The following is a 23,827-nucleotide window of genomic DNA, read 5'->3' as shown; positions in this document are numbered from 1 at the left end:
CCGCCGCGCCCGCCCGCCAAGGAGAGACGACTATGTGGTACTTCACCTGGATTCTCGGCGTGCTGCTGGCCAGCAGCTTCGGCATCATCAATGCGCTGTGGCTGGAAGCCACTCAGGACCTGGACGCCGAGCCGTGAGCAGTCGCGCGCAGGGGCGCTGCTACGGTGCGTTCGGTCGCGTACTTTCTCTAGTGCTGGCTGCGCCGCCGGCGCTGGTCCTGCTGATCCATCCGGCGGCGATGCTGGACGGGCAGGGAGGCTACAGTCACCCGCAGCTGATGCTGGTGATGTGGGGTATTTCCGCCGGCTTCGTGCATGGCGTCGGCTTCGTGCCGCAATGGTGGGGCTGGCGCTGGCTGCTCGGCCCGCTGCCGGCCTGGCTGTTGTGTGCTTTGGGCTACGCGGTGCTGTTCCAGGCCCAGCTGGGCTGAGCGGGGGCGAATGCCTTTGCAGTCAGGCGCGGCTATTCTTAGGCTGATGGCCGTGGTCGCTACGCGGCCATCGGTTCCCCGCACGATCGGGGGGAGTGCCACCGAAACGGGTTCGCGACATTCATGGATATCGACAAGGCCGCCCAGGCGCTGAGCGGCGCCGAACGCATTCTGATCATCACCGGGGCCGGGCTGTCGGCCGACTCCGGGTTGCCCACCTACCGTGGCCTCGGCGGCCTCTATAACGGCGAAACCGAAGACGGCCTGCCGATCGAGGTGGCGCTATCCGGGCCGACGCTGCGGCGTGATCCGGCGTTGTGCTGGAAGTACCTGGCCGAAATCGGCCGGGCCTGCCTGCAGGCCGAACCCAATGCCGGCCACGTCGCCATCGCCGAGCTGCAGCGGCGCAAACCCGGCGCCTGGGTGCTCACGCAGAACATCGATGGCTTCCACCGCCGAGCCGGCAGCCCGCCTGATCGCTTGATCGAGATTCACGGTCAGCTGTCGCCGCTGTCGTGCATGGGCTGCGGCAAGGTCGACGAACGTCCACTGCCTTCGCTGCTGGATCAGCCACTGCCGCCGCGCTGCCTGACCTGCGACGGGGTGTTGCGTCCTGCCGTGGTGCTGTTCGAGGAGATGCTGCCGGAATCCGCCCTGACTGCATTGCAGCAACAGGTGCAGCTCGGCTTCGACGCCGTGCTGGTGGTTGGAACCACGGCGAGCTTCGGCTACATCCTCGAGCCGGTATGGCGGGTGCGTCAGGCCGGCGGCTCGGTCGTCGAGGTGAACCTGCAAGCCACCGAAATCAGTTCGCTGGCGGACGTACTTCTGCAAGGGAGGGCCGCAGACGTTTTGTCGCAGCTGGTTCGTCACATTTCGTCCGATTGAATTTGATCATCGAAGCGATAGAGGGCATAGTCGCCGGCACATTGAAATCACCGACACGGCTGTGCCCATGCGCCAACGCTTCGCACCCCTCGTGCCTCTCGCACTCATCGCCCTGCTGACCGCCTGCGCCGGCCAGCCTGTACAGACCGAGCAGCAAGCCGACGCGCCTCGTCTGTCGCAACACCATCCCCTGGCCGGATTCGACTTCGACGCGCTCGAAAAGAGCGAAGAGCAGTCGCTGGCAGAGCTTACCGATGAGCACGACTACCAGCTGCCGCAGCTGGCCGACAGCATTCTCGAGCGCGGCTTCACCCTGGTCGGTACTCCGTATCGCTACGGTGGCAGCTCGGTGAAGAGCGGTTTCGACTGCAGCGGCTTCGTCGGCTTCCTGTTCCGCAAGGAGGCAGGTCTCGAGCTGCCGCGCTCCACTCGCGAGCTGATCAACCTCGACGCACCGGTGGTCAAGCGCAACGAGCTGGAACCCGGTGACGTGGTGTTCTTCAACAACCGTGGCCGTGGCCGGGTCAGCCATGCCGGCATCTACATCGGCGATGACCAGTTCATCCACGCCTCCAGCAGCCGCAGCGGTGGCGTGCGCGTCGACAGCCTGGATGACCGTTACTGGCGCGCCAGCTACATGGAAGCAAAACGCGTGCTGGCCCTGGCGTCCGATCTGGCTTCGCACACAGCCCAGCACTGATCCTGCGACCTGCGGGGGTTGCGTCTTCCCGCACATGCCGGCAGAGTGATGGCTCATTTGCCTGGACCGCTCTGCCATGCACTATCCGGCTCGTCTCACGCTCGTTGTTCTGACTGTGCTGCTGACCGCCTGTGCCGGAAAGGCACCCACGCCGCCGGTCGTGCAGACACCCAGGGTCCACCAACAGCCCGTACCTGGCGCCGCTGAAGACGTGCTGTTCAGTGCGATTGGTCTGGTCGGCACGCCTTATCGCTGGGGCGGCAACACGCCGGATAGCGGTTTCGACTGCAGTGGCCTGATCGGCTACGTCTACCACGGCGCAGCCGGCATCCGGCTCCCTCGCACCACTCAGGCCATGAGCAATCTGCGCGGCCCCTCCGTACGGCGCGACGCATTGCAGCCCGGTGATCTGGTGTTCTTCGCTACCAGCGGTGGGCGCCGGGTCAGCCACGCGGGCATCTACGTTGGCGAAGACCGCTTCGTTCACGCGCCGTCTTCTGGCGGTACGGTACGCCTGGACAGTCTTACCGCCGGCTACTGGCAGAAGAGTTATCTGGGCGCCAAGCGCGTGCTCGACCAGGAGCAACTGGCCCGCAACCCCTGAGCGTCATCCGCATACCCCCGTCGTAGACGCCCTGTCTTTAGTCGTACTCACATGCTGAAACACTCCCCGTTTGACATGCGGTGATTTCGCTCGCCTGGCGCTTTGGCTACCATGCGCATCCCAATTCCTCCCCGTGCGTCGTTCCGTCGCGCACAGCCCCTTTTTCCCCACTTCCCATTAGGTGAGATATGCCTGAATTGCTGACGTACGTGCTGATTGCACTGGCGGTCGCGGCGCTGCTTGGCGTCGTGCTCGAAGAAATTACCCACGTAAACAAGGCCAAGGTGACGCTGTTCTTCGGCACCCTGGCCTGGCTGCTCTTGTTCATCTTCACACCGGTGGGCGAGGCGCGCGAAACCGTGCTGGAAAGCCTCAACGAGAACATCGCCGAGATCGCCGGGCTGTGGATCTTCCTGGTGGCGGCCATGACCTTCGTTGCCTACCTGAACAAGAAGGGCATGATCGAGAACCTGATCTATCTGGTGTTGCCCAAGCGGATCAGCGAGCGGGCCTTGCTGTTTCTCACAGCGACCTTCTGCTTCGTGTTCTCGTCGCTCGCCGACAACATCACCGCGACGCTGGTCTCCATCACCCTGATTCTCTCGCTGCAGCTGGATCGGGCGAAGACCATCAAGTTCGCTACCTTGGTGGTTTTCTCCGTCAACTCCGGTGGGGTCGCGCTGATTACCGGCGACGTCACCACGCTGATGATCTTCCTCGCTGGCAAGGTAGCGATCCTCCAGCTGCTGGCACTGGCCGTGCCGGCATTCGTCGCGGTGATGGTGCTGGCCGCCATGCTGTCGATCGGCATGAAGGGCGAGGTGGTGGTGCAGGGCCAGCGCAACGATGTGCGCGGTGTCGACGTGGCGATTGCACTGATCTTCCTGTGCACCATCCTCAGCACCATTGTCGGCAACTTCCTGTTCCAGATCCCGCCGGTGCTGACATTCCTCGCCGGCCTCTCGGTGATGTTCCTGGTTGCGCGCTTCTTCAGCGACGACAACGACTCCGATCCGATTCTCGAATACGTGCGCCAGGTGGAGTTTGAGACGCTGTTCTTCTTCCTCGGCATCCTCCTGCTGGTCGGCATGCTCAAGGAGATTCGCGTGCTCGACGGGCTGGTGCACATCTATGACCAGGTGCCTGCAGTGATGGCCAACTACCTGATGGGTGTGATGTCGGCGGCCATCGACAACGTGCCGCTAACCGCAGCGCTGCTGAAATCCGGGCTGGAAATGGGTGTCGCCGAATGGATGGTGCTGACCTATGCGGTCGGTGTTGGCGGCTCGCTGCTGGTGATCGGTTCGGCGTCGGGCATCGTCGCCATGAGCAAGGTGCCGGGGCTGACCTTCGGCAGCTACCTGCGCTACATGCTCTACCTGTTCATCGCCTTCAACATCGGCTTCGCCGGTGTCTATCTGGTCGGCCTGTCGGTGGGCTGACCGCGGTTCGCGTGCGAGCGCGGGTCACCAGCTCAGGTTGAAGTGCGAACCCAGCACGAAGCGACCGTCGAGCAGGTCCCAGCGCTCGACGCAGACCTTCTTCTGTTCGCCGGGATGCAGCTTCAGCCGGTTGAAGGAGTTCGGTGAGGTGCCACGCAGGCGGGTCGAGAGCGTGGTGCCGGCCTGCACCATCCAGATCTCCCGCGCGAGACCGCTGTACTGCTTGGACAGCGGCAGCACGTAGGGCAGGTGGATGTGCCCGCCCATGACCAGATCCAGCCCGTGCTCGGCCCAGCGCTGCAGCGCGGGTTCGGCGCCGTGCTGCAGGTTGCTCAGATCGCTTGGCACCATCGCGCCGAATGGCTGGTGGGCGACCACGATGCGAATCTTGTGCGGGTTGCCATCGGCCAGCCGCTGCGCCACCCGCTCCACTTGTCGCCCCGTCACCACGCCGTCCTTGTGCCGGCGCGGATGGGTGGTATTGAGCCCGATCACCAGCATGTCGTCGTTCTCGAATACCGGCTCCAGCTCATCGCCGAAGTGTCGCCGGTAGTTGCCGTATGGCGTGAACAGGCGTGCAAAGAGGTTGTACAGCGGGATGTCGTGATTGCCCGGAATCACCAGCGTCTCACCGACGCCATCGGCCTGCACGCGGCGCACGAAAGCGGCGGCACTGGCGAACTGCCCGCGACGGGCGCGCTGGGTGATGTCACCGGAGAACACCAGCAGGTCGGCCCGGTGTTCGCGTACATGGTCCTCCAGGGCCTGGACCACGGAAGGTTGTTCGGTACCGAAATGGGTGTCGGAAATCTGCACGATGCTGGTCATGGGCGTCGGATATGGGTCCTGGCTGATTGCTGGCATTGTTGCATTCGAAGCCTTTTGGCGTCCGCCGTTCCGAGCGCCGAGATGCAAGCGGAAATTGCAGGGCGCTGTGACAACCCCGCGGTTGCGCCAAGCCCGGCCTTGGACTAACCTCCGCGTCGCCTCAGGTGCCCCCTCTTCAGCGAGGGGGTGAAACAGGGAAGCCGGTCCATTCTCACGAAGATTCCGGCGCTGCCCCCGCAACGGTAGGCGAGTCGAGAAACCCTAATAGCCACTGTGCTCAACGCATGGGAAGGCGCGGTTTCGGGACGCCGCAAGGCGTACGCTCGCAAGCCCGGAGACCGGCCTGTCGCATTTCACTGACAGTGCGGCGGGCGCTGGGCGGGTGCATATCCCTCGCGGTATTCACTTCCTTTTGCGGTTCCTCCGTCTGTCTTCGTCGACTTTCAGTCGTGCGGGTGGGCACGACGGAGACCTGTACCTTGACTTGCAAGCCCCGTTTCAAGCCAGCGGCCTATGTGCTGCTCGGCAGTTTTCCCCTTTCCATTGGCCAGCTGGCCGCAGCCCCGCTGGATCTCCAGCAACAGGTGGTGACCGCCACCCGCACCGCGCAGACGGCTCAGCAGAGCCTGGCCGCGGTGACCGTGATCGACCGCGAGCGGATCGAACGCAGCCAGGCGAGTTCGCTGCCCGAGCTGCTCAAGCAGGTGCCTGGCGTTTCGCTGGCCAACAACGGCGGGCCCGGCAAGTCCACCTCGCTGTTCATGCGCGGCACCGAATCCGATCACGTGCTGGTGATGATCGACGGCATCAAGATCGGATCGGTCTCGGGCGGCGGCGCGGCCCTGCAGGATCTGCCGCTGGAGCTGATCGAGCGCATCGAGGTGGTCCGCGGTCCGCGCTCCAGCCTGTACGGCTCGGAAGCCATCGGCGGGGTGATCCAGATCTTCACCCGCAAGGGCCAAGGGCAGGGCGTCAAGCCGTTCTTCTCGGCCGGTTACGGCACCCATGACACCTACACGGGCAGCGCCGGCGTTTCCGGTGGTGCCGGTCGTGGCTGGTACAGCCTGGGCGTCAGTGGCTCGGACACCGACGGCATCAACGTCAAGTCGGCGGACACCAGCGGCTACGAACGTGATGCTGATGGCTATCGCAACCTGTCCGCGACGCTGAGCGCCGGATACCGCTTCGACAACGGCCTGGAGCTGGACGCCAACTTGCTGCAGGCCAAATCCCATAACGACTACGACAGCGTAAACCGGGCCCGCACGTCCGGTTTCGGCGCCAATGCCGATGGTGAGTCGAGGGTCTTCGGCACCCGTGCGCGCTTCAGTCCGCTGGAACCCTGGCTGGTGACGCTGCAGGCCGGGCGCAGCGAAGACAAATCCGATGCCTATCAGGACGGGCAGTTCTATTCACGCTTCGACAGCCGTCGCGACACGCTCAGCTGGCAGAACGATATCGAGCTGGCCGCGGGGCATACGCTGATCCTGGGTGCCGACCACCAGCGCGACGAGGTCAACGGCACCACGGTGTATGCCGAGGATTCCCGGGACAACGACGGCTATTTCGCGCAGTACCTGGGCGAGGTCGGTCGCCATGACTGGCAGCTGTCGCTGCGACGTGATGATAACGAGCAGTTCGGCCAGCACGACACCGGCAACATCGGCTACGGCTATGCGCTGACCGACTGGTTGCGCGGCACCATCAGCTATGGCACGGCATTCAAGGCGCCGACCTTCAACGAGCTGTATTTCCCCGACTACGGCAATCCCGAGCTGGATGCGGAAACCTCCGAGAGCCTCGAAGTCGGCCTTGCCGGGCAGCATGGCTGGGGCCACTGGGCGGTGAATGCCTATCGCACCGTGGTCGATGACCTCATTGCCTATGACGCCAGCATTTCCGCGCCGGCCAACGTGCAGGAAGCGCGTATCCGCGGGGTCGAGCTGGTGCTCGGCAGCCAATTGTTCGGTTGGGACTGGAACGCCAACTACAGCCTGCTGGAGCCGGAGAACCGCTCCGCCGGGGCCAACCGCGGCAACGAGCTGGCGCGCCGGGCCAAGCAGCTGTTCAACCTTGACCTCGACCGCCGGCTCGGTGCCTTCAGCATCGGCGCCAGCCTGCACGCCGAGGGGCAGCGTTACGACGACCTGGCCAACACCCGCGAGCTGTCCGGCTACGCCACCCTCGACCTGCGTGGCGAATACCGCATCACCCCGGAGTGGCGCCTGCAGGCGCGCGTCGCCAACCTGCTGGACGCCGACTACGAAACCGCTGAGGGCTACAACCAGCCCGGCCAGGCCGCTTACCTGACCGTGCGCTACCAGGCGCTGTAAGACCGCGGCGCGGGCATGTCGCCCGCGCCCACCAGAGGAGATTGCAATGATCAAGCTTGCCCCGAGATACCAGCTGCTGGTCGGCCTCGCGCTTGCCGCGCTGCTGGCCATGACCCGCGGACAGCACTTCGCCAGCGTGAACCTGCCCAGCGCGTCCTGGGCGGTGTTCTTCCTCGCCGGCGTGCTGGTGCGGCCGAAGTGGGTGTTTCCGGCACTGTTTCTCGAGGCTTCGCTGCTGGATTTCGCCGCCATCCAGTGGGCCGGTGTCAGCGACTGGTGCATGTCGCCGGCGTACTGGATGCTCGTGCCGGCATACGGTTCGCTGTGGCTGGGCGGTCGACTCTACGCCCGTCTGCATCGTGACCATTTCAGCAGCCTGGCGACCCTGGCGCTGTGCGTGATGGCGAGCGCCTTCGTTTGCTACCTGTTCTCCGGCGGCGGCTTCCTCTATTTCTCCGGACGCTACCCGGAGCCGACGCTGGCGCTGCTGGCCGAGCGCATCGCCACCTATTACCCGCGCTACCTGTCGACCCTGGCGCTGTATGTCGGCGTCGCCGCGCTGCTGTTCGTCGGCGTGCGCGCCTGGGCCGGGCAGCGTGACGAGGCCCGCGCATGAGTGAGTCCAGCGAACGCGACGATCGCCACAAGGCACGCATGCAGCGCAAGAAGGCGCTGATCGACGAGAAGATTGCCGAGGCGCAGGACGAGTGCGGCCTGCTGCTGGTGCACACCGGCAACGGCAAGGGCAAGAGCAGTTCGGCTTTCGGCATGGTGGCGCGTGCGCTCGGCCATGGCATCAAGGTCGGCGTGGTGCAGTTCATCAAGGGCGCGGCCAGCACCGGCGAGGAGGCGTTCTTCCGGCGCTTCCCGGACGAGGTGCGCTACCACGTGATGGGTGAGGGCTTCACCTGGGAAACCCAGGATCGCCAGCGTGACATCGCCAAGGCCCGCGAAGCCTGGGCGGTCGCAGCCGAGCTGCTGGCCGATCCCGAGATCGGCCTGGTGGTGCTCGACGAACTGAACATCGCGCTGAAGTACGGCTACCTGGAGCTGGCGCCGGTGCTCGCCGACATCGAGTCCCGGCCGCTGCTGCAGCACGTGGTGGTCACCGGCCGCGGCGCCCCGCCGGGTCTGGTCGAGGCGGCGGACACCGTCACCGAGATGGCGTTGGTCAAGCATGCGTTCAAGGCCGGCGTTAAGGCGCAGAAAGGCGTCGAATTTTGATGCCAGCGCTCAAGACATTCACGGACCGTTGCATAGGGTGGATGACGTCTGTTTCATCCACCATCGGCGTGGTCGGTGGATGGGTGAAGCGTCATCCAACCTACGATGCTGATGAGAGACCGCGATGACCAGTAGAAACTGCCCGGCGCTGTTGATCGCCGCACCTGCTTCCGGCCAGGGCAAGACCACCGTCACTGCCGCTCTGGCGCGGCTGCATGCGCGGCAGGGTAAGCGCGTGCGGGTGTTCAAATGCGGGCCGGACTTCCTCGACCCGATGATCCTCGCCCGTGCCAGCGGCAAGCCGGTCTATCAGCTCGATCTGTGGATGGTCGGCGAAGAGGAGTCGCGGCGCCTGCTCTGGGAAGCGGCGGGCGAGGCCGACCTGATCCTGATCGAAGGGGTGATGGGCCTGTTCGATGGTTCGCCCTCGGCGGCTGATCTGGCGCGGCGCTTCGGCGTGCCGGTGCTGGCGGTCATCGATGGCTCGGCCATGGCGCAGACCTTCGGCGCCATGGCGCACGGGCTGAGCAGCTTCCAGCCGGACCTGCCGTTCGATGGCGTGCTGGCCAATCGGGTCGGCAGCGCCCGGCATGGCGAGATTCTGCGCGACAGCCTGCCGGAGTCGATCCGCTGGTACGGCGCCTTGCCGCGCAGTGTCGAGGTGGAACTGCCAAGCCGGCACCTGGGGCTGGTGCAGGCCGAGGAGCTGGCTGATCTGGACGCCCGTCTGGATGCCGCGGCAGATGCCCTGGCACTCAGTGCGGACACCGAGTTGCCTGCCCCGGTCACTTTCGCCGCGCCGGCCAGTGCGCCGCTCGAACCGCTGCTGGCGGGTGTGCGCATCGGCGTTGCACGCGATGCGGCCTTTGCCTTTCTCTACCAGGCCAATCTCGACTTGCTGCAGGCGTTGGGCGCCGAGTTGCTGTTTTTCTCGCCGCTGCGCTTCGCCCGCTTGCCGGCCGTGGACAGCCTGTACCTGCCCGGAGGCTATCCCGAGCTGCACCTGCGCGGCCTGTCGCGCAACCGTGCCATGGCCGACGCTATCCGCGCACATCATGAGGCGGGCAAGCCGATCCTCGCCGAGTGCGGCGGCATGCTCTACCTGCTCGACGGGCTGACCGACCGTGGCGACGAGCGCGCGCAGATGCTCGGCCTGCTGCCCGGCGAGGCGCGCATGCACAAGCGCCTGACTGCGCTGGCGCTGCAGGAAGTGGAGCTGCCGGAAGGGCGGCTGCGCGGGCACACCTTCCACCATTCCGCGCTGGAGTCGCCACTCGAGCCGCTGGCTCGCGGCGAATGCCCGAACTACAAGCGCACCGCCGAAGCGGTCTATCGCCGGGGGCGGCTGACGGCGTCCTATATCCACCTGTACCTGCCGTCCGATCCGGCAGCCGCTGCGGCGCTGTTCCGGCCATGAGCGCGCATGCCTTCAGCCCGCAGGAGCGCGCAGCGGTCTATCGCGCCATCGGCGAGCGTCGCGACATGCGCCATTTCGCCGGCGGCGAGGTGGCACCGGAGCTGCTGTCGAGGCTGCTCAACGCCGCGCATCAGGCACCCAGCGTCGGCCTGATGCAGCCGTGGCGCTTTATCCGCATCACCCGCCCCGAGTTGCGCACGGCCATCGCCGATCTGGTCGGCGAGGAGCGCCAGCGCACGGCCGAGGCGCTCGGCGAGCGTTCCGCCGACTTCATGCGGCTCAAGGTCGAAGGCATCGAGGATTGCGCCGAGCTGCTGGTTGCCGCGCTGATGGATGGCCGCGAGCAGCACATCTTCGGCCGCCGCACGCTGCCGGAGATGGACCTCGCCTCGCTGGCCTGCGCGATCCAGAACCTCTGGCTCGCGGCGCGGGCGGAAGGTCTGGGGATGGGCTGGGTGTCACTGTTCGATCCCGATGCGCTGGCCACCTTGCTCGGCATGCCGGATGGCGCCAAACCGGTGGCGATCCTCTGCCTCGGGCCAGTGTATGAGTTCTACCCGGCTCCGATGCTGGCACTGGAAGGCTGGACCACGCCTCGGCCGCTGCACGAACTGGTTTTTGAGAATGCCTGGGAGGTGACATGAGCAAGGGGCCGCAGCGTATCGTCTGCCTGTCCACCGAAACCTGTGAAACGCTCTATTTGCTGGGCGAGCAGGCGCGCATCGTCGGCATTTCCGGCTTCACCGTGCGCCCGCCGCAGGCGCGCAAGGAGAAGCCCAAGGTCAGCGGCTTCACCAGCGTCAAGCATGAGCAGATTCTTGCCCTCGAGCCGGACCTGGTGCTCGGCTACAGCGACCTCCAGGGCGACATGCTCGGCGAGCTGGCACGCGAAGGACTGGAGGTGCACCTGTTCAACCAGCGCGATATCGCCGGCATTCTGCGCATGGTCGAGACGCTCGGTGCGCTGGTGCACGCTGGCGAGCGCGCGCAGGCGCTGATCGGTGAGCTGCAGGCGGGGCTGGGCGTCATCCGCGCCAGCGCCGCTGCCTTGCCGCGCCGGCCGCGGGTGTACTTCGAGGAATGGAACGAGCCGCTGATTTCCGGCATCGCCTGGGTCAGCGAGCTGATCGAACTGGCCGGTGGCGAGGACTGCTTCGCCGAGCTGGCGGCGTTCAAACGTGCCAAGCAACGCATCATCGAGGACCCGCAGGAAGTGGTGCGCCGCGCGCCGGAGCTGATCGTCGGCTCCTGGTGCGGCCGCCGTTTTCGCCCGGAACAGGTGGCTGCACGGCCTGGCTGGCAGGCGATTCCGGCGGTGCGCACGGGCCAGCTGCACGAGATCAAGTCGCCGGACATTCTCAACCCCGGCCCGGCGGTGCTGACCGACGGCGTACGCCAGCTGCATGCGCTGATCAGTGCCTGCGCGCAGAGGGCCGAGTGAGTCTGTTCCTCACCGTTAGCGCGGCGCTGCTGCTGGATGCGTTGCTCGGCGAGCCGAAGCGGGCGCATCCACTGGTAGCCTTCGGTCGCCTGGCCGATCGCCTGGAGCAGCATTTCAACGGGTCTGCGGCGCGCGGCTGGCGCAGCCACGGGGTGACCGCCTGGTGCCTGGCGGTGCTACCGCTGACCTTGCTGGCCTGGCTGCTCAGCCTGTTACCGACCGTCGGCTGGCTGGTGGAGATCGTTCTGCTCTATCTGGCCCTGGGCCTGCGCAGTCTGGGCGAGCATGCACTGCCGGTGGCGCAGGCGCTGTGGCGGCATGACCTGCCGGAGGCACGCCGCCGTGTCGGCTGGATCGTCAGCCGCGACACCACGCAGCTGGACGAGGAGGGCGTGGCCCGTGCGGCCACCGAGTCGGTGCTGGAGAACGGCAGCGATGCGGTGTTCGCCGCGCTGTTCTGGTTCATCGTCGCGGGCGTGCCGGGTGTGGTGCTGTATCGCCTGAGCAATACGCTGGACGCCATGTGGGGCTATCGCAATGCGCGCTTCGAGCGCTTCGGCTGGGCCGCGGCGCGCATCGACGACGTGCTCAACTACCTGCCGGCACGGCTGGTCGCGCTGACCTATGCATTGCTCGGGCGAACCCGCCGCGCGCTGCGTTGCTGGCGCACCCAGGGGCCACTGTGGGACAGCCCCAACGCCGGTCCGGTCATGGCCTCCGGAGCTGGAGCGTTGGGTGTGGTGTTGGGTGGCGCCGCCATTTATCACGGTGAAGTGCATGCGCGGCCCGAGCTGGGTCGTGGCAAGGCGCCGCAGGCGCGGCATATCGAACATGCGCTGGACCTGGTCTGGGGTGGCGTCGGCGTCTGGCTGCTGACACTGCTGTTTGGTGGCTGGCTCTATGCTTGAGCACGGTGGACGTTTGCGCGCAGCCGCACAGCGCTACGGCATTCCGCTTTCGGATTGGCTCGACCTGTCCACTGGCATCGCCCCTTATCACCCGCCGTTGCCGAGCATTTCCAGCTGCGCCTGGACACGTCTGCCAGAGCCTGAAGATGGCCTGGAAGTAGCGGCCCGGCAGTACTACGGTGCGCGCGCGGTGTTGCCAGTGGCCGGTTCGCAGAGTGCCATCCAGGCCCTGCCGCGCCTGCGCGGGTCGGCGCGGATCGGCATCGTATCGCCCTGTTATGCCGAGCACGCCGAGGCCTGGCGCCGCCTCGGCCATCGGGTCGTCGAACTCTGCGAGGCCAGCGTGCCGCGTGCGCTGGATCAGCTCGACGTGCTGGTGGTGGTCAACCCGAACAATCCCACCGGCCAGATGATCGCGCCGCAGCGTCTGCTGGAATGGCGCAGCGAGCTGGCGGCCTACGGCGGCTGGCTGGTGGTGGACGAGGCGTTCATGGACTGCACGCCCGAGCACAGCCTGGCCGCCTACAGCCACCTGCCGGGGCTGGTCGTGCTGCGCTCGTTCGGCAAGTTCTTCGGCCTGGCCGGCGCGAGACTGGGTTTCGTACTTGCCCACACTGGCCTGCTGCGTTCGCTCGCCAGGCTGCTCGGCCCCTGGACAGTGAATGGCCCGACGCGGCAGCTGGGCGCAGTGCTGCTGGCTGATCAGTCTGCTCAGCAGCGCCAGCGCGAATGCCTGCACTGCGACGGCCAGCGTCTGACCGACCTGCTACGCCGCCATGGCTTTGCGCCGTTGGGCGGCTGCGCACTGTTCCAGTGGTGGGTCAGCGCCGACGCCGCGCTCTTGCATGACTTTCTTGCCCGTCACGGCATTCTCACCCGTCTTTTCGCGCAGCCTTCCAGCGTTCGCTTCGGCCTACCGACGGATGTTGGCTGGGCGCGCCTGGATCAGGCGCTGCAATCCTTCAGGGAGCAACATCCATGACCACGCTGATGGTGCAGGGCACCACCTCGGACGCCGGCAAGAGCACGCTGGTGACGGCGCTGTGCCGCTGGTTGGCACGCCAGGGGGTTGCCGTCGTGCCGTTCAAGCCGCAGAACATGGCGCTCAACAGCGCGGTGACTGCAGATGGCGGCGAAATCGGCAGGGCTCAGGCGGTGCAGGCGCAGGCGGCGAACCTCGCGCCGCACACCGACATGAACCCGGTGCTCTTGAAGCCAAACAGCGACATCGGTGCCCAGGTGATCATCCACGGCCGCGCGGTGACCAGCATGGATGCCACTGCCTACCACGACTACAAACGCGTGGCGATGCAGGCGGTGCTCGACTCGCACCAGCGGCTGTCCGCGGCTTATCGCGTGGTGATGGTCGAGGGCGCCGGTTCGCCCGCGGAGATCAATCTGCGCGCCGGCGATATCGCCAACATGGGCTTCGCCGAGGCGGTGGACTGCCCGGTGATCCTGATTGCCGATATCGACAAGGGGGGGGTGTTCGCCCATCTGGTCGGCACCTTGGCGTTGCTCTCGGAAAGCGAGCAGGCGCGGGTTCAGGGCTTCGTCATCAACCGTTTTCGTGGCGACATTGCGCTGTTGCAGCCCGGTCTCGACTGGCTGGAGCAACGCACCGGCAAGCCGGTACTGGGCGTGCTGCCATACCTGATGGATTTCCATCTGGAAGCGGAGGATGCCATCGACGTGCGCCAGTCCGGCAAGGCAGGCGACGCGCTGAAGGTGGTGGTGCCGGTGCTGCCGCGCATCAGCAACCACACCGACTTCGACCCGCTGCGCCTGCACCCGCAGGTCGACCTGCAGTTCGTCGGTCCCGGGCAGCCGGTGCCGCCTGCCGATCTGATCATCCTGCCCGGCTCGAAAAGCGTGCGCGCCGACCTCACCTGGCTGCGCGCCAACGGCTGGGAAGCAGCAATCCAGAAGCACCTGCGCTACGGCGGCAAATTGCTGGGCATCTGTGGCGGCCTGCAGATGCTCGGCGCGCGCATTGCTGATCCGCTCGGGCTGGAAGGTCCGGCGGGGGAGAGCGAGGCGCTCGGGCTGCTGGATATCGACACGGTTCTTGAGGCAGACAAGCAGCTGCGTAACGTCGCCGGCCGGTTGCTGCCGGGCGGCGTGCCGGTCAGCGGCTACGAGATTCATGCCGGCGTCAGCAGCGGCCCGGCCCTGGAGCAGCCAGCGGTGCAGCTCGATGATGGCCGCTGCGATGGCGCCATCAGCGCCGACGAGCAGGTGCTCGGCACCTATCTGCACGGCCTGTTTGAAGGGCCCGAGGCCTGTGCCGCGCTGCTGCGCTGGGCGGGCCTCGAGGCGGTGCAAACCGTCGATTACCACGGTTTGCGCGAGCGCGACATCGAGCGCCTCGCCGACCTGGTCGAGACACAACTGGATACCGCGCGGCTGCGCGCGCTCTGCGGGCTGGAAGACTGAGCATGCTGGAACTGATTCTTGGCGGCGCCCGCTCGGGCAAGAGCCGCTTCGCCGAGCGTCTGGCTGCCGATAGCGGCCTGGCGGTTACCTATATCGCCACCAGCCAGCCGCTGGACGGCGAGATGACCGAGCGCATCGCCCATCACCGTGAGCGGCGCCCGGCGCACTGGACACTGGTCGAAGAACCCCTGCAACTGGCACGGGTGCTGCGCGCGCAGGCTGCCGCAGAGCGCTGCCTGCTGGTCGACTGCCTGACCCTCTGGCTCACCAACCTGCTGATGCTGGACGACGCGGCGCGCCTCGCCGAGGAACGTGATGCCCTGCTCGAATGCCTGGACGGGTTGCCGGGGCGGAACCTGCTGGTCAGCAACGAGACCGGCCTCGGCGTGGTGCCGCTGGGCGAGCTGACCCGTCGCTATGTGGACGAGGCCGGCTGGTTGCACCAGGCCGTGGCGGAACGGGCGCAGCGGGTGACCTTTATGGTCGCCGGGCTGCCCATGACATTGAAGGACGCACATTGAAGGAAGCGCATTGATGCACGATTGGTGGAACGAGCCATGCCACATGCTGGATGAATCCGTGCGCGCCCAGGCATTGGCACGCCAGGACCAGTTGACCAAGCCACGTGGTGCGCTCGGCCAGCTCGAAGCCCTGGCGGTGTCACTGGCAGCCATGCAGGGCAGCGAGCGGCCGCAGGTCGAGCGCCTGCATGTCAGCGTGTTCGCCGGCGATCACGGCGTGGTGGAAGAGGGTGTTTCGGCTTATCCGCAATCGGTGACCGGGCAGATGCTGCGCAATTTCGTCGGCGGCGGGGCTGCACTGAGCGTGTTGTCGAAGCGCCTGGGCGCGCCGCTGGAGGTGATCGACCTGGGCACGGTGGAACCGCTACAACTGGATGGCGTGAGCCATTTGCGACTCGGCCTCGGCACGGCCAACCTGGCTCGCGAAGCGGCGATGAGTGACGAGCAAATGCGTCTGGCCCTGGCAGCCGGACGCGACAGCGCGCAGCGTGCCGCGCAAGGCTCTGCCCAGCTGTTCATCGGTGGCGAAATGGGCATCGGCAACACCACCAGCGCCAGCGCCTTGGCTGCTGTGCTGCTGCTGCGCTCGCCGTTGACGCTGGTCGGGCCGGGCACCGGGCTCGATCTGGCCGGTGTTCGACACAAGGTTCAGGTGATCCAGGACGCGGTTCGGCTGCACGCCGAGCATTGTGTCACGCCGCTTGAAGCCCTGCGCCGACTGGGTGGTTTCGAGATCGCGGCGCTGGCGGGTGCCTATCTGCGCTGCGCGCAGCTGGGCATTGCGGTACTGGTGGACGGCTTTATCTGCAGCGCTGCCGCGCTCTGTGCGGTGCGGCTGAACCCGGCCTGTCGAACTTGGTTGATCTTCGCCCATCGTTCTGCCGAGCCCGGCCATCTGGCGGTGCTGGAAGCACTTGGCGCCGTGCCGTTGCTCGATCTCGGCTTGCGCCTGGGTGAAGGCAGCGGGGCGGCGCTGGCGGTGCCGTTGTTGCAGCAGGCCTGCGCGCTGCACAACGACATGGCGACGTTCGCCGAAGCCGAAATTTCGGACCGAACTGCATGATCACGAGCATCGATCTGCTGCGCCATGGCGAGACCGAGCGGGGCGGTGGCTTTCGCGGCAGCCTCGACGATGCGCTGACTGAGCGTGGCTGGCAGCAGATGCGCGATGCGGTTGCTGGCGCCGGTCCCTGGGACGTGCTGGTCAGCTCGCCGCTGCAACGCTGTGCCGCCTTCGCGCGGGAGCTGGCCGCACAGCACGGCCTGCCGCTGCAGCTGGAGCCGGACCTGCGCGAGCTGCATTTTGGCGACTGGGAAGGCCGTAGCGCCGCCGAGCTGATGCAGCACAGCGCCGAGGCGCTCGGCCTGTTCTGGGCCGATCCCTATGGTTTTACGCCGCCTGGCGGTGAGCCGCTGGCGCAGTTCGAGGCGCGCGTGCTGGCTGCCATCGACTGCCTTGGGCAGCGCTTTGCCGGCCAGCGGCTGTTGGTCATCTGTCATGCCGGCGTGATGCGCCTGCTGCTGGCGCGTGCGCGGGGCTTGCCAAGGGAGCGGCTGCTGGATGTGGTGGTGGCCCACGGTGAGTTGCTGCCGATCAACGCTTCTCCGGCGGGCGAACCGGCCGCCGTCGAGGTATAGGACTTGCCGATGCTGCCGCTATTGATCGCTCTGCAATTTCTCACCAGCCTGCCGATCCGCTTGCCGGCAATGCCGGAGCCCGGGCAGCAGGGGCGTTCATTGCTGTATTACCCGGTGGTCGGTCTGTTGCTCGGCGCGTTGCTCTGTCTCGCCGCGTTTGTGCTGGATGGAGCGCCACCGCTGTTACAGGCGGCCTTGCTCCTCACCCTCTGGGTTGCGCTGACCGGCGCCTTGCACCTCGATGGCCTGGCCGACAGCGCCGACGCCTGGCTGGGTGGCTTCGGCGACCGCGAGCGAACGCTGCAAATCATGAAGGACCCGCGTAGCGGCCCGGTCGCAGTGGTGGTTCTGGTGCTTCTGCTGTTGCTCAAGTTCAGCGCGCTGTTGGCGTTGCTCCAGGCGCAACAGTACTCCGCACTGTTGCTGGCGCCGGTGCTCGGTCGCGCAACGCTGCCAGCGCTGTTTCTCTTGACGCCGTATGTGCGGCCCAACGGCCTTGGTCATGCGCTGGCAGCGAATCTGCCGCATGGCGAGGCGAGGGGCGTACTGGCGCTGGTCGCGGTCGGTTGTTTGCTGTTCGGCAGCAGCGGGCTGATCGCTCTGTCGTTGGCTGCGGTGACGTTTATGCTGGCGCGTCGCGCCATGCTGCGCCGGCTTGGCGGCACCACCGGCGATACCGCCGGCGCGCTGCTGGAGCTGGTGGAGTGCACGGTATTGGTAGGGCTGGCGCTGCAGCTCTAGCGGTCTGCCACCGGTCGACGGTCGAGCACGGGCGCATGTTGCGCCATCAGTTCGATGACCCAATCGATGAACACGCGCAGTTTGGCACTGACATGCCGATTCGGTGGGAACGCCAGGTACAGCGGCATTTCATCGAGCCGCCAGTCTTGCAGCAGTGGCAACAGCTCGCCGTTGGCCAGGTGCGTTCTGACCATGTACTCCGGCAGCCAGATGATGCCCAGCCCGGCCAGCCCCGCAGCCAGGCAGGCGTTGCCATCGTCCACGGCAAGCGCATAGCGGCCGTGTACCTGAACCTGCTCGCCCTGCCGCTGCATGACGTACGCCGTCGGTTTGCCGGTCCGCGCCCAGAGAAAGCCGACAACGCGGTGGTGGCTGTTTTCCAGCTCGCTCGGGTGTGTCGGCACGCCGGCGCGTTCGAGGTAGCCAGGGGCCGCGTAGACGCCAAGGCGTAGGTCGCCAACATGGCGGGCGATAAGTGACTGGTCGGTGATCTCGCCACCGCGTACCACGCAGTCCACATTCTCCCCGATCAGATCCACCCGCCGATCACTGACGCCCATGTCCAGCTGGATGTCCGGATACTTCGCATAAAAGGCCGGCAATGCCGGAATCAGGATCATCCGCGCCAGTGGGCTGGGGACGTCGACGCGCAAGCGTCCTCGGGGCACTGCTGCGGCGGCGGACAGGCTGGTTTCGGCGTCGTCCAGATCGGCCAGCAGCCGCAGGGCGCGCTCGTAATAGGCCGCACCGTCGGCGGTAACGTTGACCTTGCGCGTGGTGCGGTTGAGCAGCCTGACGCGAAGCCGCGCCTCGAGTTGCTGGACCTGCTGGGTGACGCTGGTCTTGCTGATGCGAAGGGTTTCGGCGGCCTTGGTGAAGCTGCCGGTTTCCACTACGCGAACGAAGGCCTGCATCGCATCGAAACGGTCCATCTGAACTCCCGCGGATTGTTTGGATTACGCAAATAGTGTTGAGCGACCTGGCGCGTTTATCCAGTGCTTTGCGACTTCTACAGTGAGGCCTTCATTCAACGGGTCGCTCCGACCCTTATTGGAGGTTGCACATGACACCGCGTGACGTTGTTTTTCCGCCTGGCCGCCAGGCGCTCTACGAGCGCAATCGTTATTCCCCGGCCATCCGTGCCAATGGCTTGCTGTTCGTCTCCGGCCAGGTCGGCAGCCGCGAGGACGGCTCACCCGAACCGGAGCTGGAGGCGCAGGTTCGGCGCGCCTTCGATAACCTGAACGCGATCCTGCAGGCGGCGGGTTGTACGTTCGACGATGTCATCGACGTCACCGTGTTCATGGTCGATCCGCAAGCGATTTTCGAGCGGGTCTGGAGCGTCGTGCCCGAATACTGGGGCGCTGCACCGCATCCGACGCTGACGGCCGTTGGGGTCACCTGGCTTTACGGCTTCCAGTTCGAGATTAAGGTGATCGCCAAGCTGCCGGAGCCGACCGAGGCTTGACTCGCCTCAGCCCAGCAGCGCCACCGTCTTGATCTGCGCCCAAAGCGCCTGACCGGGCGTAATGGCCAGCTGATCGGCCGAGCGCCGGGTGATGCGTGCCAGCAGCGGCGTGCCGCCGGCATCGAGGCGGACCAGCACATGCGCCGGCGTATCGGCCGCGACCATGGCCTCGACCCGAGCGGGGAGCAGGTTGGTGATACTGCTGCCTTCGGCGCGTTGCAACGCCAGGCTCACGTCGCGGGCGTGCACACGAAAACGCAGGCGCTGGCCCAGGGCTTCCGAGCGCTGTGAGACCAGCACTTCGCCGCCGGGGAAGGTCAGCCGAGTGAGGTGGTAGTGGGCGTCGTGGCCGGCGATTTCGCCTTCCACCACGACGCCGGCGTCATCGCTGAAGGCGGTCGGCAAGTCCAGCCGCGCCAGGGTTTCGCGCAGTTCGCCCTGAGCGATGGCTCGGCCCTGTTCCAGCAGCACCACGTGATCGGCCAGCCGCGCCACTTCGTCCGGCGAGTGGCTGACGTAGAGCACTGGGATATCCAGCTCATCGTGCAACCGCTCTAGGTAGGGCAGGATTTCGTTCTTGCGCTTGAGGTCGAGCGCTGCCAGCGGTTCGTCCATCAGCAGCAGGCGCGGGCTGCTCAGCAGTGCGCGGGCGATGCCGACGCGCTGGCGCTCGCCGCCGGACAGCCGGTCGGGCATGCGTTCGAGCAGATGGTCGATACCCAGCAGCGCTACCGCCTGATCCAGCGCCACACGGCGCTCCGCCGCCGCCACGCGACGCATGCCGAACTCCAGATTGCGCCGCACCGACAGGTGGGCGAACAGGTTGGCCTCCTGAAACACATAACCGATTGAGCGGCGATGCGGTGGTACGAACAGGTTCTGCGCGCTGTTCTGCCAGTGTTCGCCATTGACGGTCAGCTGGCCCTGACCTGAGCGCTCCAGGCCCGCCACGCAGCGCAACAGGGTGGTCTTGCCCGAGCCGGAATGGCCGAACAGCGCGGTCACTCCACGGCCGGGCAATTGCAGATCGACATCCAGGCTGAAGTCGGCATAGTCGAGGCGAAAACGTGCCTGGATTCCGCTGTTGGTTGCAGCGTCGCTCATCCGCGCCACCCTTGCTTTAACCGGCTGCCATAAAGCACCAACAGCACCAGAAATGAGAACAGCAGCATGCCGCCAGCCAGCCAGTGCGCCTGGGCATATTCCATGGCTTCGACATGGTCGTAGATCTGGACCGAAACCACCCGGGTTTGCCCTGGAATGTTCCCCCCGATCATCAGCACCACGCCGAACTCGCCGACGGTATGCGCGAAACCGAGGATGCTTGCGGTAATGAAGCCGGGACGGGCGAGCGGCAGAACCACACTGAAGAAGGTGTCCCAGGGGCCGGCGCGTAGCGTGGCGGCGGCTTCCAGCGGGCGCTCGCCAATGGCTTCGAAGGCGTTCTGCAAGGGCTGCACCACGAACGGCAGCGAGTAGAACACCGAGCCGACCAGCAATCCGGCAAAGGTGAACGGCAGGGTGCCGAGCCCAATACTCTGGGTGAACTGGCCGATGAAACCGTTGGGGCCCATGGCCACCAGCAGGTAGAAGCCGAGCACCGTCGGCGGCAGCACCAGCGGCAGCGCGACCACGGCCCCAATCGGGCCCTTCATGCGCGAGGTGGTGCGCGCCAGCCACCAGGCGATGGGTGTGCCGATCAGCAGCAGGACCAGCGTGGTCACGCTGGCCAGTTTGAAGGTCAGCCAGATTGCTGCCAGGGCCACGCTGTCCAGCGGCATGCTGCTACTCCAGCCCGTAGCCATAGGACTGGATCAGCGCGCGGATCTGCGGCTGCGCCAGGTAATCCAGCAGCGCTTTGGCTGCAGGGTTGTCTTGCCCTTTGGTCAGCAGCACGGCTTCCTGGCGGATGGCCGGGTGGATGTCGGTGGGCACAACCCAGCCCGAGCCGGTAGCGATCCGGCCATCCTTCGCCACTTGGGACAGCGCGATGAAGCCCAGCTGCGCATTGCCGCTGGCGACGAACTGGTGGGTCTGCGCGATATTTTCGCCCTGCACCAGGCGGCCGCTCAGGGTGTCGTTGAGCCCGAGATGTTCCAGTGTGGCCAGGGCGGCAGCACCATAGGGCGCAGTTTTCGGGTTGGCCATGGCGAGGTGGCGGAAATCGCCCTTGCGCAGCAGGTCAGGGCCGTCCTGCACCAAGCCCGCAGTCGGCGACCACAACACCAGGCGGCCAACGGCATAGGTGAAGCGGCTACCGGGTATAGCCGCGCCTTCCTGCTCGAGCCGCCCTGGCGTGGTGTCATCCGCTGACAGCAGGACCTCGAACGGTGCGCCATTGCGAATCTGCGCATAGAACTTGCCGGTAGCGCCGAAGGCAAGTCTGGCCTGGTGGCCGGTGTCACGCTCGAAGCGGCCGGCGATTTCCCGCATCGGTGCCGTGAAGTTGGAAGCGACCGCCACCTGCACCTGTGCTGCGAGGGCATTGCCGAACGGCAGCAGGAGGAGAGTCAGTGCGTAGCGGAGTGCTCGAGATGGATGCATGCGGCCTCGTTCGGTGCAGAGCGGCTGGGGCGCATCATATTGCAGTTTGGCCGAGCTGTGATTGACCGGACGCGCTTCGGCCTGCGCGGGCATTGTCGCGGGCACGGCGGCGGAGTAGCGTTGTGAGCCCGCGACCGGAGAACTGGCCATGAATATCACTCGTCCCCTGGCGGCACTGTCGCTGGTCTTTGCCAGCGCCTCGGTGATTGCCGCCGAATGCCCGGCACTGCTGCAGCACGAGTTGCCCAAGCTACGCTCCAAGGAAACCGTCGATCTGTGCAGCCAGTTCCAGGGCAAGGCCTTGGTGGTGGTCAACACCGCGAGCCATTGCGGCTTTACCGGGCAGTTCAAGGGACTCGAAGCGCTCTATCAACGCTACAAGGACGACGGCCTGGAGGTGCTCGGCGTGCCCTCGGATGACTTCTTCCAGGAGGCCGATGACGAGGCCGAGACGGCCGAGGTCTGCTACGTGAATTACGGTGTGACCTTCACCATGACCCAGACGCAGCCGGTACGGGGTGGAGATGCGACACCGTTGTTTCGCCAGCTGGCCGAGCAGGCCGGAACAGCGCCGCGCTGGAACTTTTACAAGTACGTGGTCGATAGGGAAGGGCGCGTTGTCGGGCATTTCTCCAGCAAGGTCGCGCCGGATGACCCGCGCCTGATCGCAGCGGTGGAGAAGGCGTTGGAACGGTAGAAACAAAAAAGCCCCGGCGGACCGGGGCTTTTTCGTTCTTTCGCTACATCAGAAGCGGTAGCTCAGAGCAGCGCCAAAGCCGTGGGCGCGGTTCTTGAACGTCGCGTCATAGTTGGCCTCGAGCGCACCGCCCTGGTAGGTGCGGCTGCGATTGATGTCCACTTCTTCCTCTCGCAGATAGGAATAAGCGAGGTCGACGGTGACGTCGTCAGTCGGATTCCAGGCCAGGCCGAAGCTGATAGCCGTGCGGTCGCCGGTCGGGATGCGCGGAGAGCGATGTACGTTGTTGGTCGGGCTCTGGTCGAAAGCCAGGCCAGTACGCAGGGTCCACTCACGATTCAGCTTGTAGGCTGCGCCGATGGCATAGGACCAGGTGTCATGCCAGTCCTGCTCTTCGACGATGGGCGCAAGGTTGCCTTGCAGCGGGCCTGGAATTCCATCGTTTTCGATGATGATCGCTTCGAAGCGGCTCCAGCGGGTCCACATCGCACCACCGTACAGGGTCCACTGATCGTTGAGCTCGTGGGTCAGCGAGATATCTACCGATTCTGGTGTGTCCAGATCAAGGGATGCGTCGTATTTGCCGGCCGCTCCGGTCAGATCGAAGCTGCCGCCGGAGAGCTTGGTGTCACCCTCCAGCTTGTAGGCGACCTTGGAATGGTAGGTGACACCAGCACGGGTTTGCGGGGTGAACTCGTAAAGGACACCGGCGTTGAAGCCCAGCGCCGTGTCGTTACCGGTAACTTTCACACGCCCGTCGTTGGAGCCCAGCGGGCCGACAGGGTTTGGCGAAGTGCTTTGCAGTTCACCTTCGATACGGTTGATAGTCGGCCCGAAACCTACCGACAGCTTGTCGTTGAAACGGTAGCTGATGGTTGGTTGCACAGTGATCACGCTGACTTCGCTGTAGTCGCCGAAATAGCGTCCCTGGTAGCCGCTTTCATAATCGGTGACCAGGCCGAACGGGACATACACGCCCACACCAACAGCCCACTTATCGTCGATCGGCTTGACGTAGTAGCCCATCGGGACGGCCGTGAACGGGACCATGTCGCCGTCGTTGCTACCGTCGTAGGGCAGATTGGCGCCGCCCAAGGCAGGGCCGGAGAACGATCCCGAATTGTTCTTGATATCCGTCTTCGCATGAATCGCCGCCATACCGAAGCTGACTTCCTCACGCTTCAGGCGGGACATGCCGGCAGGGTTGCCGAACAGGGTGGTGGCGTCGTCGGCGGAAGAGGAGCGACCTGCAAACGAGGTGCCCATGCCGCTGATGCTTTGTTCGTTGAGGGCAAAACCGGCGGCCATGGCCTGGGTGGACAAGGCGCCTACGGCTACCGCGAGCGCGGTCTTCAACCATGTTGTTTTCATTGTTCTACTACTCCGGGATGAAAGCGGGTCGGAACCTAGCAACTTTCTCCGACAGGTAGCAAGACAATGAATTGCAATTTTTCGTAAAGATGACGACTAACGGTCGTGAAAACAAATGTAACTTCGGTGAAAACCCCGTGGACGTATTCTGACTGGCGAGCCACGCTGCGCGCTGGGCGCAGCGGCTTGTCTCGGC

General features: G+C 65.6%; 27 protein-coding genes and 1 riboswitch. Of the genes, 21 read left to right on the top strand and 6 right to left on the bottom strand.

Translation table 11 applies throughout. The features are described from left to right. Positions 1-32: 32 nt before the first annotated feature. The 6 genes from cydX to nhaD all read left to right on the top strand — a co-directional run bounded on the left by cydX (position 33) and on the right by nhaD (position 4,064). Positions 33-137: a cytochrome bd-I oxidase subunit CydX gene (cydX, locus tag IEG05_RS16200; RefSeq protein WP_003297956.1), complete on the top strand. Its 105-nt coding sequence runs from the start codon at positions 33-35 to the stop codon at positions 135-137. Continuing rightward, entirely contained in the window at positions 134-430 is a 297-nt protein-coding gene (locus tag IEG05_RS16195; RefSeq protein ID WP_046619937.1) for a cyd operon YbgE family protein, read from the top strand. Before cydX ends, IEG05_RS16195 begins: the two co-directional genes overlap by 4 nt. 123 nt (positions 431-553) lie before the next feature. Beyond that, positions 554-1,318: an NAD-dependent deacylase gene (locus tag IEG05_RS16190; RefSeq protein WP_046619934.1), complete on the top strand. Its 765-nt coding sequence runs from the start codon at positions 554-556 to the stop codon at positions 1,316-1,318. A 67-nt stretch (positions 1,319-1,385) separates the two neighbouring features. Beyond that, positions 1,386-2,018: a C40 family peptidase gene (locus tag IEG05_RS16185; protein WP_046619932.1), complete on the top strand. Its 633-nt coding sequence runs from the start codon at positions 1,386-1,388 to the stop codon at positions 2,016-2,018. Positions 2,019-2,094: 76 nt separating this feature from the next. Further along, positions 2,095-2,622, top strand: a complete 528-nt coding sequence (locus tag IEG05_RS16180; protein WP_046619930.1) for a C40 family peptidase — start codon at positions 2,095-2,097, stop codon at positions 2,620-2,622. A gap of 188 nt (positions 2,623-2,810) precedes the next feature. Further along, positions 2,811-4,064, top strand: coding sequence for a sodium:proton antiporter NhaD (gene nhaD, locus IEG05_RS16175; RefSeq protein WP_003297950.1), 1,254 nt, complete (start codon positions 2,811-2,813; stop codon positions 4,062-4,064). 24 nt (positions 4,065-4,088) lie between these two features. On the opposite strand, the gene IEG05_RS16170 is transcribed toward nhaD, so the two are convergent. Continuing rightward, on the bottom strand, positions 4,089-4,892 hold the full coding sequence (locus IEG05_RS16170) for a metallophosphoesterase family protein (protein WP_003297948.1): 804 nt from the start codon (positions 4,890-4,892) through the stop codon (positions 4,089-4,091). 145 nt (positions 4,893-5,037) lie between these two features. Further along, a riboswitch (cobalamin riboswitch) is annotated at positions 5,038-5,253 on the top strand. A 118-nt stretch (positions 5,254-5,371) separates the two neighbouring features. Between IEG05_RS16170 and btuB the strand changes: the two genes are divergently transcribed. From btuB to IEG05_RS16105, 13 genes are all read left to right on the top strand, one after another. Further along, positions 5,372-7,225 (top strand): TonB-dependent vitamin B12 receptor, encoded by a 1,854-nt coding sequence (btuB, locus tag IEG05_RS16165; protein WP_191122370.1) that lies wholly within the window; start codon positions 5,372-5,374, stop codon positions 7,223-7,225. Between the two features lie 46 nt (positions 7,226-7,271). Next, entirely contained in the window at positions 7,272-7,841 is a 570-nt protein-coding gene (locus IEG05_RS16160; protein ID WP_191122369.1) for a hypothetical protein, read from the top strand. Beyond that, positions 7,838-8,449, top strand: coding sequence for a cob(I)yrinic acid a,c-diamide adenosyltransferase (gene cobO, locus IEG05_RS16155; RefSeq protein WP_191122368.1), 612 nt, complete (start codon positions 7,838-7,840; stop codon positions 8,447-8,449). The genes IEG05_RS16160 and cobO overlap by 4 nt, the downstream gene beginning before the upstream one ends. A gap of 124 nt (positions 8,450-8,573) precedes the next feature. Then, on the top strand, positions 8,574-9,866 hold the full coding sequence (locus IEG05_RS16150; protein WP_191122367.1) for a cobyrinic acid a,c-diamide synthase CobB: 1,293 nt from the start codon (positions 8,574-8,576) through the stop codon (positions 9,864-9,866). After that, a complete protein-coding gene (bluB, locus tag IEG05_RS16145) occupies positions 9,863-10,510 on the top strand; it encodes a 5,6-dimethylbenzimidazole synthase (protein ID WP_191122366.1) in 648 nt (215 codons plus the stop codon). Before IEG05_RS16150 ends, bluB begins: the two co-directional genes overlap by 4 nt. Then, entirely contained in the window at positions 10,507-11,307 is an 801-nt protein-coding gene (locus IEG05_RS16140; RefSeq protein ID WP_191122365.1) for a cobalamin-binding protein, read from the top strand. Before bluB ends, IEG05_RS16140 begins: the two co-directional genes overlap by 4 nt. After that, complete coding sequence (cbiB, locus tag IEG05_RS16135) at positions 11,304-12,215, top strand: adenosylcobinamide-phosphate synthase CbiB (RefSeq protein WP_191122364.1); 912 nt, start codon at positions 11,304-11,306, stop codon at positions 12,213-12,215. The genes IEG05_RS16140 and cbiB overlap by 4 nt, the downstream gene beginning before the upstream one ends. Further along, positions 12,208-13,197, top strand: a complete 990-nt coding sequence (gene cobD / locus IEG05_RS16130; protein WP_191122363.1) for a threonine-phosphate decarboxylase CobD — start codon at positions 12,208-12,210, stop codon at positions 13,195-13,197. Before cbiB ends, cobD begins: the two co-directional genes overlap by 8 nt. Then, complete coding sequence (locus tag IEG05_RS16125) at positions 13,194-14,651, top strand: cobyric acid synthase (RefSeq protein WP_191122362.1); 1,458 nt, start codon at positions 13,194-13,196, stop codon at positions 14,649-14,651. The genes cobD and IEG05_RS16125 overlap by 4 nt, the downstream gene beginning before the upstream one ends. A 2-nt stretch (positions 14,652-14,653) precedes the next feature. Continuing rightward, positions 14,654-15,172 carry a bifunctional adenosylcobinamide kinase/adenosylcobinamide-phosphate guanylyltransferase gene (gene cobU, locus IEG05_RS16120; RefSeq protein ID WP_102833320.1) on the top strand — a complete coding sequence of 173 codons (519 nt, stop codon included), beginning with the start codon at positions 14,654-14,656 and terminating at the stop codon, positions 15,170-15,172. Positions 15,173-15,185: 13 nt separating this feature from the next. Beyond that, positions 15,186-16,235, top strand: a complete 1,050-nt coding sequence (cobT, locus tag IEG05_RS16115) for a nicotinate-nucleotide--dimethylbenzimidazole phosphoribosyltransferase (RefSeq protein WP_191122361.1) — start codon at positions 15,186-15,188, stop codon at positions 16,233-16,235. Continuing rightward, the gene (gene cobC / locus IEG05_RS16110; protein WP_041013449.1) at positions 16,232-16,810 is read left to right on the top strand and encodes an alpha-ribazole phosphatase family protein; all 579 of its coding nucleotides are present in this window, start codon (positions 16,232-16,234) and stop codon (positions 16,808-16,810) included. The genes cobT and cobC overlap by 4 nt, the downstream gene beginning before the upstream one ends. Before the next feature lie 9 nt (positions 16,811-16,819). Next, positions 16,820-17,551 (top strand): adenosylcobinamide-GDP ribazoletransferase, encoded by a 732-nt coding sequence (locus tag IEG05_RS16105; RefSeq protein ID WP_041013450.1) that lies wholly within the window; start codon positions 16,820-16,822, stop codon positions 17,549-17,551. On the opposite strand, the gene IEG05_RS16100 is transcribed toward IEG05_RS16105, so the two are convergent. Next, entirely contained in the window at positions 17,548-18,483 is a 936-nt protein-coding gene (locus IEG05_RS16100; RefSeq protein WP_041013451.1) for a LysR family transcriptional regulator, read from the bottom strand. The genes IEG05_RS16105 and IEG05_RS16100 overlap by 4 nt on opposite strands. A 131-nt stretch (positions 18,484-18,614) precedes the next feature. On the opposite strand from IEG05_RS16100, the gene IEG05_RS16095 reads away from it, so the two are divergent. Then, complete coding sequence (locus IEG05_RS16095) at positions 18,615-19,019, top strand: RidA family protein (RefSeq protein ID WP_014819729.1); 405 nt, start codon at positions 18,615-18,617, stop codon at positions 19,017-19,019. Positions 19,020-19,025: 6 nt separating this feature from the next. Here the strand turns inward: IEG05_RS16095 and modC are convergent, their stop codons facing one another. Genes modC through modA form a run of 3 tightly spaced genes read right to left on the bottom strand, consistent with a single transcriptional unit; the run spans position 19,026 to position 21,563 of the window. Next, positions 19,026-20,123 (bottom strand): molybdenum ABC transporter ATP-binding protein, encoded by a 1,098-nt coding sequence (gene modC / locus IEG05_RS16090; protein ID WP_046619899.1) that lies wholly within the window; start codon positions 20,121-20,123, stop codon positions 19,026-19,028. After that, positions 20,120-20,824, bottom strand: coding sequence for a molybdate ABC transporter permease subunit (gene modB, locus IEG05_RS16085; RefSeq protein WP_191122360.1), 705 nt, complete (start codon positions 20,822-20,824; stop codon positions 20,120-20,122). Before modB ends, modC begins: the two co-directional genes overlap by 4 nt. After that, positions 20,805-21,563: a molybdate ABC transporter substrate-binding protein gene (modA, locus tag IEG05_RS16080; RefSeq protein WP_046620012.1), complete on the bottom strand. Its 759-nt coding sequence runs from the start codon at positions 21,561-21,563 to the stop codon at positions 20,805-20,807. The genes modB and modA overlap by 20 nt, the downstream gene beginning before the upstream one ends. Positions 21,564-21,711: 148 nt before the next feature. On the opposite strand from modA, the gene IEG05_RS16075 reads away from it, so the two are divergent. After that, on the top strand, positions 21,712-22,260 hold the full coding sequence (locus IEG05_RS16075) for a glutathione peroxidase (RefSeq protein ID WP_023444363.1): 549 nt from the start codon (positions 21,712-21,714) through the stop codon (positions 22,258-22,260). Between the two features lie 48 nt (positions 22,261-22,308). On the opposite strand, the gene IEG05_RS16070 is transcribed toward IEG05_RS16075, so the two are convergent. Continuing rightward, complete coding sequence (locus tag IEG05_RS16070; protein ID WP_046619893.1) at positions 22,309-23,631, bottom strand: OmpP1/FadL family transporter; 1,323 nt, start codon at positions 23,629-23,631, stop codon at positions 22,309-22,311. Between the last annotated feature and the right edge of the window lie 196 nt (positions 23,632-23,827).

Origin of the sequence: Stutzerimonas kunmingensis (assembly GCF_014764705.1) — a bacterium.
GTDB lineage: Bacteria > Pseudomonadota > Gammaproteobacteria > Pseudomonadales > Pseudomonadaceae > Stutzerimonas.
This window is presented reverse-complemented; position numbering and strand designations above follow the sequence as displayed.

Bases quoted from the DNA above. Each gene is read 5' to 3' on its own strand.
- cydX (WP_003297956.1), top strand. From the start codon at position 33: ATGTGGTACTTCACCTGGATTCTCGGCGTGCTGCTGGCCAGCAGCTTC.
- IEG05_RS16190 (WP_046619934.1), top strand. From the start codon at position 554: ATGGATATCGACAAGGCCGCCCAGGCGCTGAGCGGCGCCGAACGCATT.
- IEG05_RS16185 (WP_046619932.1), top strand. From the start codon at position 1,386: ATGCGCCAACGCTTCGCACCCCTCGTGCCTCTCGCACTCATCGCCCTG.
- IEG05_RS16180 (WP_046619930.1), top strand. From the start codon at position 2,095: ATGCACTATCCGGCTCGTCTCACGCTCGTTGTTCTGACTGTGCTGCTG.
- nhaD (WP_003297950.1), top strand. From the start codon at position 2,811: ATGCCTGAATTGCTGACGTACGTGCTGATTGCACTGGCGGTCGCGGCG.
- IEG05_RS16170 (WP_003297948.1), bottom strand. From the start codon at position 4,892: ATGACCAGCATCGTGCAGATTTCCGACACCCATTTCGGTACCGAACAA.
- IEG05_RS16160 (WP_191122369.1), top strand. From the start codon at position 7,272: ATGATCAAGCTTGCCCCGAGATACCAGCTGCTGGTCGGCCTCGCGCTT.
- cobO (WP_191122368.1), top strand. From the start codon at position 7,838: ATGAGTGAGTCCAGCGAACGCGACGATCGCCACAAGGCACGCATGCAG.
- IEG05_RS16150 (WP_191122367.1), top strand. From the start codon at position 8,574: ATGACCAGTAGAAACTGCCCGGCGCTGTTGATCGCCGCACCTGCTTCC.
- bluB (WP_191122366.1), top strand. From the start codon at position 9,863: ATGAGCGCGCATGCCTTCAGCCCGCAGGAGCGCGCAGCGGTCTATCGC.
- IEG05_RS16140 (WP_191122365.1), top strand. From the start codon at position 10,507: ATGAGCAAGGGGCCGCAGCGTATCGTCTGCCTGTCCACCGAAACCTGT.
- cobD (WP_191122363.1), top strand. From the start codon at position 12,208: ATGCTTGAGCACGGTGGACGTTTGCGCGCAGCCGCACAGCGCTACGGC.
- IEG05_RS16125 (WP_191122362.1), top strand. From the start codon at position 13,194: ATGACCACGCTGATGGTGCAGGGCACCACCTCGGACGCCGGCAAGAGC.
- cobU (WP_102833320.1), top strand. From the start codon at position 14,654: ATGCTGGAACTGATTCTTGGCGGCGCCCGCTCGGGCAAGAGCCGCTTC.
- cobT (WP_191122361.1), top strand. From the start codon at position 15,186: ATGCACGATTGGTGGAACGAGCCATGCCACATGCTGGATGAATCCGTG.
- cobC (WP_041013449.1), top strand. From the start codon at position 16,232: ATGATCACGAGCATCGATCTGCTGCGCCATGGCGAGACCGAGCGGGGC.
- IEG05_RS16105 (WP_041013450.1), top strand. From the start codon at position 16,820: ATGCTGCCGCTATTGATCGCTCTGCAATTTCTCACCAGCCTGCCGATC.
- IEG05_RS16100 (WP_041013451.1), bottom strand. From the start codon at position 18,483: ATGGACCGTTTCGATGCGATGCAGGCCTTCGTTCGCGTAGTGGAAACC.
- IEG05_RS16095 (WP_014819729.1), top strand. From the start codon at position 18,615: ATGACACCGCGTGACGTTGTTTTTCCGCCTGGCCGCCAGGCGCTCTAC.
- modC (WP_046619899.1), bottom strand. From the start codon at position 20,123: ATGAGCGACGCTGCAACCAACAGCGGAATCCAGGCACGTTTTCGCCTC.
- modB (WP_191122360.1), bottom strand. From the start codon at position 20,824: ATGGCTACGGGCTGGAGTAGCAGCATGCCGCTGGACAGCGTGGCCCTG.
- modA (WP_046620012.1), bottom strand. From the start codon at position 21,563: ATGCATCCATCTCGAGCACTCCGCTACGCACTGACTCTCCTCCTGCTG.
- IEG05_RS16075 (WP_023444363.1), top strand. From the start codon at position 21,712: ATGAATATCACTCGTCCCCTGGCGGCACTGTCGCTGGTCTTTGCCAGC.
- IEG05_RS16070 (WP_046619893.1), bottom strand. From the start codon at position 23,631: ATGAAAACAACATGGTTGAAGACCGCGCTCGCGGTAGCCGTAGGCGCC.